Consider the following 15965-nt stretch of genomic DNA (forward strand, 5'->3'; position numbering starts at 1 on the left):
GCCCATGAAAAAGCTGATGGTTTCCAGCGCCGGGCTCGCACTCATTGCCCTGGCGTTTCTCGCGTTCAACCTGTTCTCCAGCCTGAGCCTCAGTGGCGCACGGCTGGATCTGACCGAGCAGAAGCTCTACACCCTCTCAAGCGGAACCGAGCAGATCCTTGCCGAGCTGGATAAACCGGTGGAGCTGAACTTCTTCTACTCCGACACCGCCAGCAAGGACCTGCCGGCGCTGCGCACCTACGCCAAGCGCGTCGAGGAAATGCTCAAGGCTTATCAGCGCGAGGCCGGCGACAAGCTCAAGCTGACGATCATCGACCCGGCACCGTTCTCGGCAGACGAAGACAAAGCCACCGAATCCGGCCTGCAGGGTATTCCGCTGCAGCAGGGCGGCGACTCGATCTACTTCGGCCTGGCCGGCAAGAATGCCGAAGGTCAGACCCAGGTGATCCCGTTCTTCGCCCTGGATCAGGAAGAGTTCCTTGAATACGAACTCAGCCGCCTGGTGCAGAGCCTGGCCAAACCCGAGCGGCCGGTGGTCGGCGTGCTGTCTGGCCTGCAGGTCAACGGCGGTTTCGATATGGCCGCGCGTCAGCCGACGCCAGCCTGGATGCTGATCGAGGAAATCCGCCAGCTGTTCCAGATCGAAAGCCTCAAGCGTGATGTTGACCTGATTCCCGAGAAGGTCTCGGTGTTGCTGTTGATTCACCCGAAAAACCTGCCGCAGCAGACCCTCTACGCCATCGACCAGTTCGTCCTGCGTGGCGGCAAGCTGCTGACCTTCGTCGACCCGTTCAGCGAGGCCGATACCCAGGCCGAAATGCCCGGCGAGATGGTGGTCGACAAGGCCTCCGACCTGCCGGAACTGTTCAAGGCCTGGGGCCTGCGCATGGTGCCGGACAAGGTACTCGGGGACGGTTCCTACGCCATGTCGGTCAGCATGGGCGAAGGCCAGCGCCCGGTGCGCCACGCCGCCTGGTTGAACCTGCCGAAGAACGCCCTGGATGCCGAGGACATCAGCACCGCCTCGCTGGAAACCGTTACGGTCGCCACCGCCGGCATGCTGGAACCCCTGGAAGGCGCGAAAACCCAGTTCACCCCGCTGATCCGCAGTTCGCAGTACGCCATGCCGTTTGATGCCAAACGCTTTGGCATGCTGGCCAACCCGGAAGAGCTGATCCGCGAGCTGGAACCCACCGGTGAGCGCTATACCCTGGCCGCACGTATCAGCGGTCCGGCGCAAACGGCCTTCCCGGAGGGCATCGAGGGGCAGAAGGATGGCCTCAAGCAGGCGGACACGATCAACGTGATTGTGGTGGCCGACACCGACATGCTCACCGACCGCATGTGGGTGCAGGTGCAAGACTTCTTCGGTCAGCGTATTCCGCAGCCGTGGGCGGATAACGCCGGTTTTGCGATCAACGCCCTGGACAACCTGGCCGGCTCCGAAGCACTGATCAGCGTGCGTTCGCGCGGTCGCTTCACCCGGCCGTTCGAGGTGGTGGACGCCATTCAGCGTGAAGCCGAGGTCAAGTTCCGCGAGAAGGAGCAAGCCCTGCAAACGCAACTGGCCGACACCGAGCAGAAGCTGGCAGCCTTGCAGCAGAGCGATGATCCGAGCAAAGCCCTGGAGCTGACCCCTGAGCAGCAGGCGGCGGTGCAGCAGTTTGTGCAACAGAAACTGGCAATTCGCAAGGAGCTGCGCGATGTGCGCTATCAGCTGAATGCCGATATCGAGGCCCTGGGCAGCAAGCTCAAGTTCCTCAATATCGCCCTGGTGCCGCTGGTGCTGACCCTCGGCGTGCTGGCGCTGTGGCTGTGGCGTCGGCGCAAGCACGGCTGATTCCGTCTGTACCTGCAAAGGGCCGCTTAATGCGGCCCTTTGTTTTTCTGTCATCCCGGTCAGATAATGCCCCCGCGCATATGCGCCAAGCGGATCGCCGTGACCGATCTAACCAGTCCTGTTTCACCTGTTATGAGGATTATTAGATGCCTACCCTTCTGGTCAAAATATTCGAAGGCCGCAGCGATGAGATCAAGCGCGAGTACGCCAAAGCCTTGACCGATGCCTCGACCAAAGTGCTTGGCTGCGATGCCAGCGCGGTTGATGTGATCTTCGAAGAAGTGAAAAAGGGCGACTGGGCCACCGGCGGCGTGATGTGGTCTGAGCGCGACTAGCGTTGAGCCTGGGGTGGGTTATCCGTTGCACGGTGAGCCCATCCTGTTGCCTGCTTTCTTCTCCGTGAATATCGCTGCATAGCTTGTCCTGTATGGCCTGTAGCCTGCCGGAAAAAAGTCCTTTTCAGTCATAAACGCTGTTTTATACTCGGCCTTCGACGGCTGCCGGAGCCTCCGGTCTCAGGTCGTCGCCACAATAAAAACTGCATGCTGGAGACACCGATAATGGCTGAGCGCGAGACAGGCACCGTCAAGTGGTTCAATGATTCCAAGGGCTATGGTTTTATTCAGCGCGAGAGCGGCGCGGATGTATTCGTGCATTTCCGCGCCATCCGTGGCGAAGGCCATCGCACCCTGCTCGAAGGGCAGAAGGTCGAGTACACGGTAACCCAGGGGCAGAAGGGCCTGCAGGCCGATGATGTCGATGCTGTTTAAGACTATGCCCTGAGGTAAGAAGCCCATCGCCGATGGGCTTTTTGCTTTCTGCCCTTCGGTCGTTTTCCCCTAGGCAAAAATGCGACAATCGCCGCCTTCCTGCTCTTCCCCTTGACCCCACCCCGCGATTACCCGATGACCGACGCCACGCCCGCCGTTGACCAACTGCTGAAAAACCTCGACCAGACCCTGCTGGGCGACCGTCATCGCCTGCGCCGACAGTTGCATGAGTTGCGCAAGCAGAGCCCGGTGGACGAGGCCAAGCTGGCGCAATGGCTGGAGCGCTTCGAGGCGTCCCGCGCCAAGGTCGAGGCGCGCAGGCTCAGCGTGCCGCCCATGCGTTACGACGATGCGCTGCCGATTGCCGCCAAGCGCGACGAGATCAAGGCCGCCATCAGCCAGCACCAGGTGGTGGTGATCGCCGGGGAAACCGGTTCGGGCAAGACCACCCAGCTGCCGAAGATCTGCCTGGAGCTGGGGCGTGGCGTACACGGCCTGATCGGCCATACCCAGCCGCGCCGTCTGGCGGCACGCAGCGTGGCGACTCGGGTTGCTGAGGAAATCGGCACGCCGCTGGGCGAGCTGGTCGGTTATCAGGTGCGTTTCGAGGACCAGAGCAACGAGCGCAGCCTGATCAAGCTGATGACCGACGGCATCCTGCTGGCGGAAACCCAGCACGACCGTTACCTGGAAAAGTACGACACCATCATCGTCGACGAAGCCCACGAACGCAGCCTGAACATCGACTTCCTGCTGGGCTTTCTGAAAACCCTGCTGGTGCGTCGCCCTGACCTGAAACTGATCATCACCTCGGCGACCATCGACTTGCAGCGCTTCTCCGAGCACTTCGGCGGTGCGCCGATTGTCGAGGTGTCTGGCCGCACCTTCCCGGTGGACACCTGGTACCGGCCGCTGGCCGCCGAGCAGGACGAAGACGGCAACCGGGTCGAAGAAGACCTGTCCGCCGATCAGGCTATTCTCTCCACCCTGGATGAAATCAGCGCCCTCGAGAAAGCCGAAGGCAAGCGACCCGGCGATGTGCTGGTATTCCTGCCCGGCGAGCGCGAAATTCGCGACGCCGCCGAGGTGCTGCGCAAGGCCAACCTGCGCCTGACCGAAGTGCTGCCGCTGTATGCGCGGCTGACCCCGGCCGAGCAGCAGAAGATTTTCGCGCCTATGGGCGCACGCAAGATCGTCCTCGCCACCAACGTCGCCGAGACCTCGCTCACCGTGCCGGGCATTCGCTATGTGATCGACAGCGGCACGGCGCGCATCAGTCGTTACAGCTACCGCGCCAAGGTGCAGCGCCTGCCCATTGAGGCCGTGTCCCAGGCCAGCGCCAACCAGCGCAAGGGCCGCTGTGGGCGGGTCGAGCCGGGCATCTGCATTCGCCTGTACAGCGAGGAAGATTTCAACGGTCGTCCGGCCTTTACCGATCCGGAAATTCTGCGCACTAACCTCGCGGCGGTAATCCTGCAGATGCTCCATCTGCGTTTGGGCGAAATCGAGGCCTTCCCCTTTATCGAGCCGCCGGATGGCAAGGCCATCAGCGATGGCTTCAACCTGTTGCAGGAGCTGTCGGCGGTTAATCGCGAAGGTCAGCTGACGCCGCTGGGTCGCCAGTTGGCGCGTCTGCCTGTTGATCCCCGTTTAGGCCGTATGGTGCTGGAAGGGGCCAAGCAGGGCAGTCTGGAAGAAATCCTGATTATCGCCAGCGCCTTGTCGGTGCAGGATGTGCGCGAGCGCCCGTCCGACCGTCAGCAGGCCGCCGACCAGGCCCATGCGCAGTGGAAGGATGTCGATTCCGACTTCGCCGCGCTGATCAATCTGTGGCGCGGCTTTGAGCAGCAGCGCCAGGAGCTGGGTTCCAGCGCGCTGCGCAGCTGGTGCCGGAAGAACTTCCTTAACTACCTGCGTCTTCGCGAGTGGCGGGACGCACACCGCCAACTGGTGCTGATTACTCGTGATTTGCAGCTATCGCCAGGTCACAGCGCACAGGGTAGGAGCGAGCTTGCTCGCGATCCGGTTGCTCAGGCGACTAAGTCATCGAGTCCAACAAATGATCGCCAGCAAGCTGGCTCCTACAAAGAACGGGAGCTGGCCGAAAAAGACCAGGCCGCCCTGCGCGCCAAAGGCTACGCCGCCGTGCATAAGGCGATTCTCGCCGGTCTGCTTAGCCAGATCGGCCAGAAGACTGAAGACGGCGACTACCAGGGCGCGCGTCAGCGGCGCTTCTGGGTGCATCCGTCCTCGGTGATCGGGCGCAAGAAACCGGTCTGGCTGATGGCCGCCGAGCTGGTGGAAACCACCAAGCTGTTTGCGCGCATGGTGGCGAAGATCGAGCCGGACTGGATCGAGCCGCTAGCCGGCCATCTGATCAAGAAAAATCACTTCGAACCGCACTGGGAGAAGAAACGCGGCCAGGTGGTGGCCTTCGAACAGATCAGCCTCTACGGCCTGATCGTGGTCGGTCGTCGCCCGGTGCATTTCGGCCCCATCGAACCGGTGGTCTGCCGCGAGCTGTTTATCCGTGAGGGCCTGGTCGGTGGCGAAATCAACTCGCGCGCCAAGTGCCTGACGGCCAACCGCCTGCTGCTGGAGAAACTCGACGAACTGGAAGCCAAGGCGCGCCGCCGTGACATTCTGGCCGACGATGAAACCCTGTTCGCCTACTACGAGGCGCGCCTGCCGGCGGATATCTACCAGAGCGCGACGTTCGACAGCTGGTACAAAACCGAAAGCGCGAAAAATCCGCAGCTGCTGATCATGCGCGAAGAGGACGTACTGGCCCGCGACGCCAAGGAGGTCACCGCCGCGCAGTACCCGGATACCCTGCGCCTGGGCGAACTGACCCTGCCGCTTTCCTATCACTTCGAACCCAATCACCCGCGTGACGGGGTAACCCTGCGCGTGCCGGCACCGCTATTGCCGCAACTGCCGCCGGAGCGTCTGGAATGGCTGGTGCCGGGCCTGCTGGAGGCCAAGTGCATGGCCTTGGTACGCGGCCTGCCCAAGGCGCTGCGGAAGAACTTTGTGCCGGTGCCGGATTTTGTCGGCGCAGCACTGAGCAAGATCAGCTTTGCCGACGGCAGCCTGCCGGAAGCACTCGGCCGCGAGCTGACGCGCATGACCGGTACGCGGGTCAGCGAGGAAGCCTGGGCTGAGTCTGCGTCCCAGATCGAAAGCCATCTGCGCATGAATATCGAAGTGGTCGACAACCAGGGCAAGCCCTTGGGTGAAGGTCGCGATCTGGCCGAGCTGACCGCGCGCTTTAGCGAGGCGACCCAAGCCGGCCTGGCCCTGCCGAAAACCGCCAAGAGCCAGCAGCCGGTGGAAGCCAAGGCCTTTAGCGAAGTGGCGGCGAAGACCCAACAGCAGGTCGCCGGCTTGTCCATGACCGTTTACCCGGCGCTGGTGGAGGAGGCGGGCGTGGTCAAGGAAGGGCGTTTCCCGACTCTGGCCGAAGCCGAGTTCCAGCACCGTCGTGCCTTGCAGCGCTTGCTGCTGCAGCAACTGGCTGAGCAGGCCAAGTTTCTGCGCGGCAAGCTGCCGGGGCTGACCGAGCTGGCGCTGCTGTACCGCGACATGGGCCGTGTCGATGCGCTGGTCGAAGACATCCTGCTGGCCAGCCTCGACAGCTGCATCCTCGAAGGCAGTGAGCCGCTCCCGCGTGACGGCGCTGGCCTGGCTGCTCTAGCCGAGCGCAAGCGTGGTGACTGGACAGGCGAAGCCGAACGCCTGGCCAAGCTGACCTTGGAAATTCTCAAGTTGTGGCACGGTCTGCAGAAACGCTTTAAAGGCAAGATCGATCTGGCCCAGGCGATGGCGCTGAATGACATCAAGCTGCAGCTGAGCAATCTGGTCTATCCCGGCTTCGTCCGCGAAACCCCGGGCGAGTGGCTCAAGGAAGTGCCGCGTTATCTGAAAGCCATCGAACAGCGCCTAGACAAGATCGTCGGCCAGGTGCAACGCGACCGCGTCTGGGCTGGCGAGTTGGCCGGTTACTGGGAGCAGTACCAGGCGCGCCTGGGCAAACACGGTCAGGAAGGCAAGCGCGACCCGCAGCTCACGCTGTATCGCTGGATGCTTGAGGAGTACCGCGTTTCGCTGTTCGCCCAGCAGCTCGGCACCAAGCTAGCGGTGTCGGACAAACGCCTGAGCAAACAATGGAGCAGCGTCGAGGGCTGAGTAATCAGGCGCGGCATGCCCCCGTTCAGGTGAGTTGCTTGACCGTGGGATATGCCTGTTAGACTCGGCTGAAACCTTGCCGAAGTCAGCGCGAGTAATGCTCTTGATTGCAGCCGATGTCCGCCGCTCACCCTTGCCGCGCCACCGCTTATTGCTTGCTCTGCTGCTGGCGCTGCTGCCTGGCCTGGCGGTAGCCGCCTGCGAGAAGACCCTGCGCTGGGACGATGATCCGCCGTTCAGCATGCAAACGGCGGATGGCGCGGTGGTCGGCATTTATGTCGATGTCAATCGCGCGGCCCTCGAACGCCTCGGCTGCCAGACCACATTGCGCAAGCTACCTTGGGCGCGCGCGCTCAAGGAGCTGGAGATGGGCCGCCTGGATATTCTGCCTGGTGCCTTCCGCCGGCCAGAACGTGAGGTCTATGCGCATTTCTCCGGCCCGACTCTGCCGCGCTCACGCAATATCCTGTTTATGTATGTGCAGGCCATGCAGCGTTGGCCTGCCACGCGGCTGCTGGAGTTGCAGCACACCGAGTTCCGCCTGGGCGCGCAGATTAACGTGGCCTACGGTGCGGACTACGAGCAACTGATGAATGATCCGGCGTTTGCCGCGCGGGTGGCGTTGGTGGCCAACCGTAGCAACCTCTGGCGTATGGTCGGCAAGGGCCGTATCGATGGTGTGATTGCCGACGAAAACACCGGTGCCTACGAAATCCAGCAGCTCGGCCTCAGCGACCGGATCAAACCCACGGCTGTGGTGGTGTCCAGCGATGCTGCGGAGGTGGCGTTCAGCAAGCGCTCGACCGCCCCCGAGTTTGTTCAGGCCTATGCCGATGCGCTACGTGAGTTGGTGCTTGATGGCAGTTATGCGCGGATTGTGCAGCGCTATATCAAGCCGAAGGCGCTGCCGTCTCCTTTGTAGAAGCGGACATGGCCGCGATGCGGTAGTAACCAGGCTTTCCCCGATTAAGCTCTTACCCCACAACTAAGCACTCAGCCTGTCGGGGCTGCCATGAATAGCACGATTGAATCCATCATCCAGATAGCCCTATGTCACTCGAACGAGAGACATAGGGCTTTGACGCATAACTGGGTTTTAACAGACCCGGCTAGTAGGACTGCTTGACCTATCGCCAACGCGGCCGTTGGCGATAGGTAGAAATCGGCCGGCAGCGCTTAAACAAATACCTGGCGAGCCATCCCGCGCGGGATGCGGTTTCTACCCGGCAGTTGCTCCAGGCGTTGCTGCCATTCGGCTCGGGGTTTCAGGGTGGCGCTTGGCTTTACCATTTCAGCCGTTGCGGCAGCGGCCTTCGCAGCTTTAGCGGCGGCTCGGAGTTCAGCAAGGCTTGGGGTTTTACGCACAGGTTCGGCAGTGCCTTTTTCAACGCTGCGCAGGCACAGCTTGCATGAAACCTGAGTGACATCCTGGGTGCTGCTCAGGTTCGAGCCGGTGCGTCCACATGCGACATGTTCCGCGGACGCGGTGTAGTGAATAGCCAACGTGTTGTCTCCTGCATTTTTGGGGCGCGGGATTCTACACGGCCGTCCGAAAGCAGCCCATCACTTAGGCAAACTGCCGGTTGCCTCCTAGGCCAAGATTTGGGGAAGTCCCATAGCGCTGGTCGCCGGGATTTGCCATGCACGGCGTTGCTCGACAGAATCGCGCTCCGATTTGGCCCAACGGCCGGACGCCGATGCTGAGAAGGGGTTGGAGTTGAACGAGCAGACATTGTCTATGCGCCTGGAACGTGTGGCGGCGCATGTGCCGGCAGGGGCGCGGCTGGCTGATATTGGCTCGGATCACGCCTATCTGCCGGTGGCATTGATGCGCCGTGGTGCCATCGAGGCTGCGGTGGCGGGGGAAGTGGCTTTGACGCCGTTCCACGCGGCTGAGTGCAGCGTGTGTGAGAGCGACCTGAGTCAACGCATCAGCGTGCGTCTGGCAGATGGTTTGGCGGCGATTGAGGCGGGCGACGCAATTACGGCAATCAGCATCTGTGGCATGGGCGGCGAGAGTATTCGCGACATCCTCGACAGCGGTAAGGCGCGCCTGAGCGGTCAGGAGCGTTTGATCCTGCAGCCCAACGGCGGCGAGCAGCCGCTGCGCCAATGGCTGATGGAAAATGGCTACCGCATTCTCTTTGAGGAAGTGCTGCGGGAGAATCGCTTTGCCTACGAAATCATCGTGGCCGAATGCTCTGGCCCTGTGCTGTACAGCGCCGAGGAGCTGTACTTTGGCCCGCTACAGATGCAGACGCGCAGCCCGGCGTTCCTGGCCAAGTGGCAACGCATGTTGCGTTTGAAGCAGCAGACCCTGGCCGACTTCGCTCAAGCGCGGCAGGCGGTGCCCGAGGAGAAGGTGCAGACGGTTGCCCGGCAGACGCAGTGGATTATCGAACTGTTGGCGTAACCGCGCCTGGCCAGGAGTGGCTGTTTATATTCAGGCGCGGTTGGCGAAGGGCTGGCTTAACGCAGCCGATGTTCTGCCCACGCCCTTGGCAAGGTGGCTGCGATCAATTGAGCCTGTAGCTGGCCAGTTCCTGCGCTGACAGCACACGCATCTTGTGCGGCGCGATGCTCTGCATCTCATCCGCCAGGCGGTCGGGGATGTTCATTTCGCGGAAGTAGGCGGCGGGGCTGTAGCGCACGTTGTGCTGGGTTATTTTCGACAGGGCGGACTCGCCGCTGGGGTAGTGCGGGCGATGCAGGCCGACGAAGCCGCTGACGGTCTTTTTACGGCCGGCGGCCAGCAGGTAGATGCAACTGCCTTGGCATACGCCGTTGCTCGGCACCAGGGCGTCGAAGCCGGTTTCGCGCAGCAGGCGACCCATGCGGATGGCCTCGGGTGCGCTGCCGCCGATGTTGTCGAGCAGGACGATCTTGCGGTTGAACTGGCCGGGGTGAGCCTTGAGACCTTTGAGCAGCGCTTCATAGTCGCCGGGGGCGATGTCCTCGGAGACCTTCGCGGCCAGTACGCGGCCCAGGGTTTTGTGCTGCGCGGCTTCAACCTCGACCTTGGCGTGCGTGGTGGCGGCGTACAGCGTGGCGGCGCAGAGAAGGGCGGCAGAAAAAAGGGACGGGCGCATGGTGGCAACGGAATCCTGGATAAACGCGGTACGCAGATTACCTTTCGGCTCCGGCCTGCGCACCCGTTGAATTGGCGGCCCGACGGATATCCGCCGACCGCCGTGCGGACTCAGCCGCGCGAGGGGATGGCCAGGCCGCGAATCACGGCGGGCCTGGCGACAAAGGCCTGCAGTACACGTTGCACATGGCTGAAACGCTCGAACTCCACCAACTCGCCGGCCTCGTAGAAACCCACCAGGTTGCGCACCCAGGGGAACACGGCGATATCGGCAATGCCGTACGCCTCGCCCATGATCCAGGCGCGGTCTTGCAGGCGTTGGTCGAGGACGCCGAGCAGGCGCTGGGCTTCGGCGACGTAACGGTCACGCGGGCGTTTGTCTTCATATTCGCGGCCGGCGAATTTATGGAAGAAACCCAGCTGGCCGAACATCGGGCCGAGACCGCCCATCTGCCACATCAGCCATTGCAGGGTTTCGTAGCGGCTTGCGGCGTCCTCGGCTAATAACTGGCCGGTTTTCTCCGCCAGGTAGAGCAGAATCGCCCCGGACTCGAACAGTGCCAGCGGTTTGCCGCCTGGGCCGTTGGGGTCGAGGATCGCCGGAATCTTGTTGTTAGGGTTGAGCGAGAGGAATTCGGCGCTGAGCTGATCATTGCTGTCGAAGCTGACCAGGTGCGGCTCGTAGGCCAGGCCGGTCTCCTCCAGCATGATCGACACCTTGACCCCGTTGGGCGTGGGCAGCGAGTAAAGCTGCAGGCGCTCGGGCTGGGTGGCGGGCCATTTGCGTATGATCGGGTAAGCGGAAAGGTCTGACATGGGCGCTCCGGCCTGAGTGACGAAAGGGCCAGGATAGCGGCGATTGGCCAATTGGTCAGGTCATGGGTTTTTCCCGCAGGCGAGAAACCGCTATGGTTGAGCCCATCTCAACCGCTGGTTAACGGAGAACCCTGATGAGCCTGCACGGTATCTACGATCCGCAGAACATCTTTGCCCAGATCATTCGTGGCGAAGCGCCTTGCTACAAGCTGTACGAGGATGAGGATGTGCTGGCCTTCCTCGATGTGTTTCCGCAGTCCTATGGCCATACGCTGGTGATCCCCAAGCGCGCGGCGGCGCGCAATATCCTGGAGATCGATAGCGACAGCCTGGCCAAGGTGATGGTGGTGGTGCAGCAGCTGACCCGCGTGCTGATTGATGAGCTCGAGCCGGCCGGGGTGCAGGTGGCGCAGTTCAATGGCGCGCCGGCTGGGCAGACGGTGTTTCACATTCATATGCATATCGTGCCGCGCTTCGCGGGTGAGACGCTCAGCGTGCATGCCGGCGGCAAGGCTTCGCCGGAAGAGTTGGCCGCGTTGCAGGCGCGCCTGTTGCAACGCATCGCCGGCTGAGTCGGCGGCGTGCGTATCGGTACTTGAGGCCGGCTGCGGCTGGGGCAATACTCAAGCGCGTTTTCCTTTGCTATTCCTTGCGCCCATGGAGGGCTCCCATGCGATTGATTGGTGCCGCTTTATCGCTGTTGCTGTTGGCTGGCTGCTCATCCTGGAAGGCTGCCCCGGAACATATCAAACAGGTGCCGGGCGACCGTCTACTCGGTTACCAGCAGCCGCTGAGCAAGGGCGGGCAGCTACGCGTCAACCGGGATTTTGGCGGCATGGGTGCAGGCTGCTATGTGGCGATTCTGGTAGACCGCAAGGTGGCCGCGCGGATCGGCGTGGGCGAAGAAGCCAACTTCCAAGTCCCGGTGGGTACACGGGTACTGGGCATCGGCATCGATGAAATGGACGACACACTGTGCGGCATGGGCCGCCTGCGCCGTGAGCTAGCGGTGAAAGTGGAAGCCGGCTCGCAGCAGGATTTCCGCATCATCAGCGAGAACCGCAAGGGTTTCGATATCTTGCCGGCCAAGCAGTAAGTCGCGCCGCCGGTGCCTGCCTGTCAGGTGCCGGTGTGCTCGGCCAGCAAGGCTTCCAGCCAGTGCATAAATACCCGCACCCGCTGCGGCTGATGGCGGCGCTGGGCATAGAGCAGGCTGAGCGGCATGGGCGGTGGCAGGTAATCCGGCAACAGGCTATGCAGCTGCCCGCTGGCCAGTAGCTCGCTGACGCCAAGCAGCGGTGCCTGAATAATGCCCAGGCCACCCAGGCACGCGCCTTCATAGGCATCGACGTTATTCACCGTGACATTCCCCGCCATCGGCAGCTGTTGCAGCGTGTCGCCGGCCAGGTATTCGAAACCGTCTGAGCGGCTGCCGAGCACCGGCACGTAATGGATCAGCCGATGCTCAGCCAGGTCGCTGAGGCTCTGCGGCGTGCCATAACGCGCCAGGTAAGCGCTGCTGGCGCAGTTGACCATGGGCAACTGGCCGAGCGGCCGCACGATCAGGTTGGGCTCGTTGACCACGCCGATGCGCAGCACGCAGTCGAAGCCTTCACGCACCAGGTCGACACGTCGATCACTGCTGCTGATCTCCAGTTCGATGCCGGGATGCAGCGCGGTAAATTCGCCCAGGCGCGGTGCCACCAAGCGCCGCGCCAGGCCGGTGGGCATATCGATGCGCAGGCGGCCGCTAAGCTGCGCGCCGTCCTGGCGGAACAGGCTTTCCAGCTCATCCATATTGGCCAGCATGTCCTTGCTGCGCTCATACAGCACCAGGCCGTCCTGGGTTGGCTGCACCTTGCGCGTGGTGCGGTGCAGCAGGCGGGTGCCGAGCAGGGTTTCCAGGCTCTGCACCTGCTGCGACACGCTCGACCTGGGCAGGCCGAGGCTGTCGGCGGCCTGGGTAAAACTGGCCAGCTCGCTGACACGGACAAAGGTGCGCAGCAGTTCCAGGGTATTCATGGGCAGCGGCTCCGCTGGATTGTTCGTTATTGATGATCAGTGTTTTCAGTTTTGTTGAGTTTATCCGGTTAGATGCGATCAATAACCTGTGCTCACTGATTTCAACCACGACACGACTAGTCACTGACTCAAGGGAGCACGCACATGACCCGTAAAATCGCATTGATCACCGGCGCAAGCCGCGGCCTGGGGCGCAACACGGCGCTGCATCTGGCGGCGCAGGGCATCGACATCATCGGCACCTATCACAGCCAGGCGGTTGATGCGCAGAGCCTGGCGACTGAGATCGAGCAGCTCGGCGCGCGTGCGCTGATGCTGCAGCTGGATGTCAGCCAGAGCAGCAGTTTTTCCGCGTTTTCCAGCACCGTGGCAGCGGGGTTGCAGAGCACTTTCGGCCGCAGCGATTTCGACTTTCTAATCAACAACGCCGGTATCGGCATTCACGCCAGCTTTGCTGAAACCAGCGAGGCGCAGTTCGATCAGCTGGTGAATATCCAGCTCAAGGGCCCATTCTTCCTCACTCAGCAGCTGCTGCCGCTGATTGCCGAGCAGGGCCGTATCGTCAATATTTCCACCGGCCTGGCGCGTTTCAGCCTGCCGGGCTATGCCGCCTATGCGGCGATGAAGGGCGGCATCGAAGTGTGGACGCGCTACTTGGCCAAGGAGCTGGGCCCGCGTGGCATCAGCGTCAATGTGCTGGCTCCGGGTGCCATCGAGACCGACTTCGGTGGCGGTATGGTGCGCGACAACAGCCAGGTCAATGCCTTTATTGCGGCCAATACGGCCCTGGGCCGGGTCGGCCTGCCGGACGATATCGGCGGGGCGATTGCCATGCTGTTAAGCGACGGTGGTCGCTGGATCACCGGGCAGCGGATAGAAGCCTCGGGCGGCATGTTCCTCTGAGAACCTACTTACGATCTGCTGCGCGTCGGCGATACGGCGTTAGAAATGGCCTCGGGCTGCTCATTTACAACCCGTAAACTCCGCGCCCTCGGCCATTTCTGCCTTGTCTCGCTCTAGCTCGCGAGATCGTAAGCAGGTTCTGAAGCGCTGCGCTGATGTGCGCGGGCGCTCAGGCAAGCGGCAAGGGTAGAATCCGCTCGGTTAATTAACGGAGACGGATCGTGAAGGGATTTCCGATTGCCATTGTCGGGGCTGGTACGGCGGGGTTGGCCACCGCGCTGTTTCTCGCTCGCCAGGGTTTTAGCGTGCGTCTGCTGGAACGGGTAGCGGAGTTGCAGCCGGTGGGTGCCGGGGTGTTGTTGCAACCCTCGGGGCTGGCGGTGTTGCAGCAGCTCGGGCTGTTTGCCGAATGCAGCAGCCTGGGCGCTCCTGTCAGCCGCTTATATGGCACGGCGGGCAATGGCCGGGTGATTCTCGATACCCGTTACGCGCACTGGCAGCCCGGCAGTTTCGGTATGGGCATTCATCGCAGTGTATTGCTGACGGCTTTGTTCAATGCGGCGCGGCAGGCCGGTGTGCAGGTTGAAACCGGCGTGCATATCAGTCGTTTCAGGCAGCACGGTAGCCATGTGCAGCTGTATCGCCAGGACGAACAGGGTGTCGAGCAGCCATTCGGCGAGTTCGCCGCGCTGGTGCTGGCCGATGGCGTGCGCTCGGTATTGCGTGGGCAGATGCAGGTCAAACAATGGCTGCAGCCTTATCCCTGGGGCGCGCTGTGGAGCATTGTGCCGACCCCGGCGGACAGCGACTCCAGCGACCTGCGCCAGTGGTACCGGCACTGTGCGCAGATGTTCGGCATCATGCCCACCGGGCGCACCCACCATAACCGCGAGCAAGCATTAAGCAGCCTGTTCTGGAGCCTGCCGGTGGCGCAATTCGATGCCTGGCGCACGGCCGGGCTGATGGCCTGGAAAGCCCAGGTTCGGCAACTGGCCGGCAGCGCTGCCGAGCCCTTTCTACAGTTGATCGAGCAGCCTGAACAACTGAGCCAAGCGGTGTATGCCGATGTGCGCATGCAGCGCTGGCACGACGGCCGGGTAATCGCCATCGGCGACTGCGCCCACGCCATGAGCCCACAGCTGGGCCAGGGCGCGAATATGGCGCTGGTCGATGCGGCAGCATTGTCCGCCGCAGTCACTACACAGCGCGCAGCAATCGACTGCGACTGGTCTGCAGTATTTACTGCCTACGCCAGCAGCCGGCGTGATCACCTGCGTTACTACCGTCAGGCCAGCCGCTTGCTTACGCCGCTGTTCCAATCCCATAGCCGCAGCCTTGCCTGGCTGCGCGACAGCGTGTTGTTGCTGGCGCGGCACAACCCGCTGGGCCGCGCGCATGCCGTCAGCACCCTGGTGGGCGGTCGTAGTGGCTGGCTGCTGAATGGCGCGGCGAGGCCGCTGCAAGTGTGGGATGGGCAGGCTGAGGCGGCCGCTGCTCAGTCCGAACCGGCAGACAGCGCTCTGGTGAGCCCTGCGTGATAGCGCTCGGCTGCGCTGTACCTCAGCGGTAACGCGCCAATATGGCGTCGAATTCGCCGGCCTGTTTCATCTGCACCATGGCGCGTAGCAGCTCCATGGTCGGTACGTCCGGGGCGTCGCGGATGATACAGGCGATCGGGTCGGAGGCTATTTCGCTGAGTTCGTGGAGTTTGTCTGCGGCGCGACGGGTGCGGTTGAACCAGTGCAGCGCCAGGTCGTTGCTGACCGCATAGCGATAGCGCTTGGCGCTCAGTTTGAGTAGCACCTGATCCTGGGTGCGGGCATCTTCACGTTGTATCTGGCCACTGGCGAACAAAGGGTCGAGGCGCAAGTAGGTAAAGCCGAGCACGGTGCCGAGGCGCTCATTGAGCAGTTGTTCGGGTTGCAGAGTTGCGGCTTTGCTGCCTACCAGCAGGTCGCGCTGGGTCATAAAGGGCAGGCTCCAGATATAGCGGTAGTGGCCGCTGTTGACCCAGTTCGGGCTGACATAGCAACGCACATCAATTTCGTTGGTTTCCAGCGCGTGCTGCACGCGCATGCGTGGCATCACCAGCAGTTCGGCCTGGCGTCCGACTTTGGCGGCCATGCGCCTTTGCAGGTCGACCAGGATGCCGCTGACCGCACGGCCGTTTTCGATGTGCACCATGGGCATGGCCCAGCTGTCATTGATCGAGAAACGCAGCGCTCGCTCTGCGGCGCTGGCATTGCCACTCAGCACCAGCCAGAGGAGTGCAGACAGCAGCTTGGGCACCAGGACTGATCCTTATCGGCTAGGGCTCGGCATGTGCCGTGGCGCGTGG

The 15965-nt window shown here is 62.4% G+C and carries 15 protein-coding genes; 10 read left to right on the plus strand and 5 right to left on the minus strand.

The genetic code is table 11. The features are described 5' to 3' along the window. Positions 1 to 4: 4 nt before the first annotated feature. From WBK23_RS16250 to WBK23_RS16270, 5 genes are all read left to right on the plus strand, one after another. Positions 5 to 1840, plus strand: coding sequence for a GldG family protein (locus tag WBK23_RS16250; RefSeq protein ID WP_424484965.1), 1836 nt, complete (start codon positions 5 to 7; stop codon positions 1838 to 1840). Positions 1841 to 1986: 146 nt separating this feature from the next. Further along, positions 1987 to 2175 (plus strand): 4-oxalocrotonate tautomerase, encoded by a 189-nt coding sequence (locus WBK23_RS16255; RefSeq protein ID WP_090251538.1) that lies wholly within the window; start codon positions 1987 to 1989, stop codon positions 2173 to 2175. Positions 2176 to 2400: 225 nt separating this feature from the next. Continuing rightward, positions 2401 to 2610, plus strand: coding sequence for a cold-shock protein (locus WBK23_RS16260; protein WP_424484966.1), 210 nt, complete (start codon positions 2401 to 2403; stop codon positions 2608 to 2610). 135 nt (positions 2611 to 2745) lie between these two features. After that, positions 2746 to 6798 (plus strand): ATP-dependent RNA helicase HrpA, encoded by a 4053-nt coding sequence (gene hrpA / locus WBK23_RS16265; protein WP_424485036.1) that lies wholly within the window; start codon positions 2746 to 2748, stop codon positions 6796 to 6798. A 97-nt stretch (positions 6799 to 6895) separates the two neighbouring features. Beyond that, on the plus strand, positions 6896 to 7720 hold the full coding sequence (locus WBK23_RS16270; protein WP_424484967.1) for a substrate-binding periplasmic protein: 825 nt from the start codon (positions 6896 to 6898) through the stop codon (positions 7718 to 7720). Between the two features lie 254 nt (positions 7721 to 7974). On the opposite strand, the gene WBK23_RS16275 is transcribed toward WBK23_RS16270, so the two are convergent. Beyond that, positions 7975 to 8301 carry a hypothetical protein gene (locus tag WBK23_RS16275; RefSeq protein ID WP_424484968.1) on the minus strand — a complete coding sequence of 109 codons (327 nt, stop codon included), beginning with the start codon at positions 8299 to 8301 and terminating at the stop codon, positions 7975 to 7977. 214 nt (positions 8302 to 8515) lie between these two features. Between WBK23_RS16275 and WBK23_RS16280 the strand changes: the two genes are divergently transcribed. Beyond that, positions 8516 to 9211: a tRNA (adenine(22)-N(1))-methyltransferase gene (locus tag WBK23_RS16280; RefSeq protein WP_424484969.1), complete on the plus strand. Its 696-nt coding sequence runs from the start codon at positions 8516 to 8518 to the stop codon at positions 9209 to 9211. Between the two features lie 103 nt (positions 9212 to 9314). On the opposite strand, the gene WBK23_RS16285 is transcribed toward WBK23_RS16280, so the two are convergent. Both WBK23_RS16285 and WBK23_RS16290 read right to left on the minus strand, forming a co-directional pair. Beyond that, a complete protein-coding gene (locus WBK23_RS16285; protein WP_424484970.1) occupies positions 9315 to 9887 on the minus strand; it encodes a hypothetical protein in 573 nt (190 codons plus the stop codon). A gap of 110 nt (positions 9888 to 9997) precedes the next feature. After that, on the minus strand, positions 9998 to 10702 hold the full coding sequence (locus tag WBK23_RS16290; protein ID WP_424484971.1) for a glutathione S-transferase N-terminal domain-containing protein: 705 nt from the start codon (positions 10700 to 10702) through the stop codon (positions 9998 to 10000). 134 nt (positions 10703 to 10836) lie between these two features. On the opposite strand from WBK23_RS16290, the gene WBK23_RS16295 reads away from it, so the two are divergent. Beyond that, complete coding sequence (locus WBK23_RS16295) at positions 10837 to 11274, plus strand: HIT family protein (RefSeq protein ID WP_424484972.1); 438 nt, start codon at positions 10837 to 10839, stop codon at positions 11272 to 11274. A 98-nt stretch (positions 11275 to 11372) separates the two neighbouring features. Further along, a complete protein-coding gene (locus WBK23_RS16300; protein ID WP_424484973.1) occupies positions 11373 to 11798 on the plus strand; it encodes a 3-isopropylmalate dehydratase in 426 nt (141 codons plus the stop codon). Positions 11799 to 11821: 23 nt separating this feature from the next. Here WBK23_RS16300 and WBK23_RS16305 read toward each other — a convergent pair whose 3' ends face one another. Next, positions 11822 to 12724, minus strand: a complete 903-nt coding sequence (locus WBK23_RS16305) for a LysR family transcriptional regulator (RefSeq protein WP_424484974.1) — start codon at positions 12722 to 12724, stop codon at positions 11822 to 11824. Positions 12725 to 12868: 144 nt separating this feature from the next. Between WBK23_RS16305 and WBK23_RS16310 the strand changes: the two genes are divergently transcribed. Both WBK23_RS16310 and WBK23_RS16315 read left to right on the plus strand, forming a co-directional pair. Further along, on the plus strand, positions 12869 to 13627 hold the full coding sequence (locus WBK23_RS16310) for an SDR family NAD(P)-dependent oxidoreductase (RefSeq protein WP_424484975.1): 759 nt from the start codon (positions 12869 to 12871) through the stop codon (positions 13625 to 13627). Between the two features lie 221 nt (positions 13628 to 13848). After that, positions 13849 to 15165 carry an FAD-dependent oxidoreductase gene (locus tag WBK23_RS16315; protein ID WP_424484976.1) on the plus strand — a complete coding sequence of 439 codons (1317 nt, stop codon included), beginning with the start codon at positions 13849 to 13851 and terminating at the stop codon, positions 15163 to 15165. A 22-nt stretch (positions 15166 to 15187) separates the two neighbouring features. On the opposite strand, the gene WBK23_RS16320 is transcribed toward WBK23_RS16315, so the two are convergent. Beyond that, on the minus strand, positions 15188 to 15916 hold the full coding sequence (locus tag WBK23_RS16320; protein ID WP_424484977.1) for a substrate-binding periplasmic protein: 729 nt from the start codon (positions 15914 to 15916) through the stop codon (positions 15188 to 15190). Between the last annotated feature and the right edge of the window lie 49 nt (positions 15917 to 15965).

Origin of the sequence: Pseudomonas sp. (genome assembly GCF_049653025.1) — a bacterium.
In the GTDB taxonomy this organism is placed as follows: domain Bacteria; phylum Pseudomonadota; class Gammaproteobacteria; order Pseudomonadales; family Pseudomonadaceae; genus Aquipseudomonas.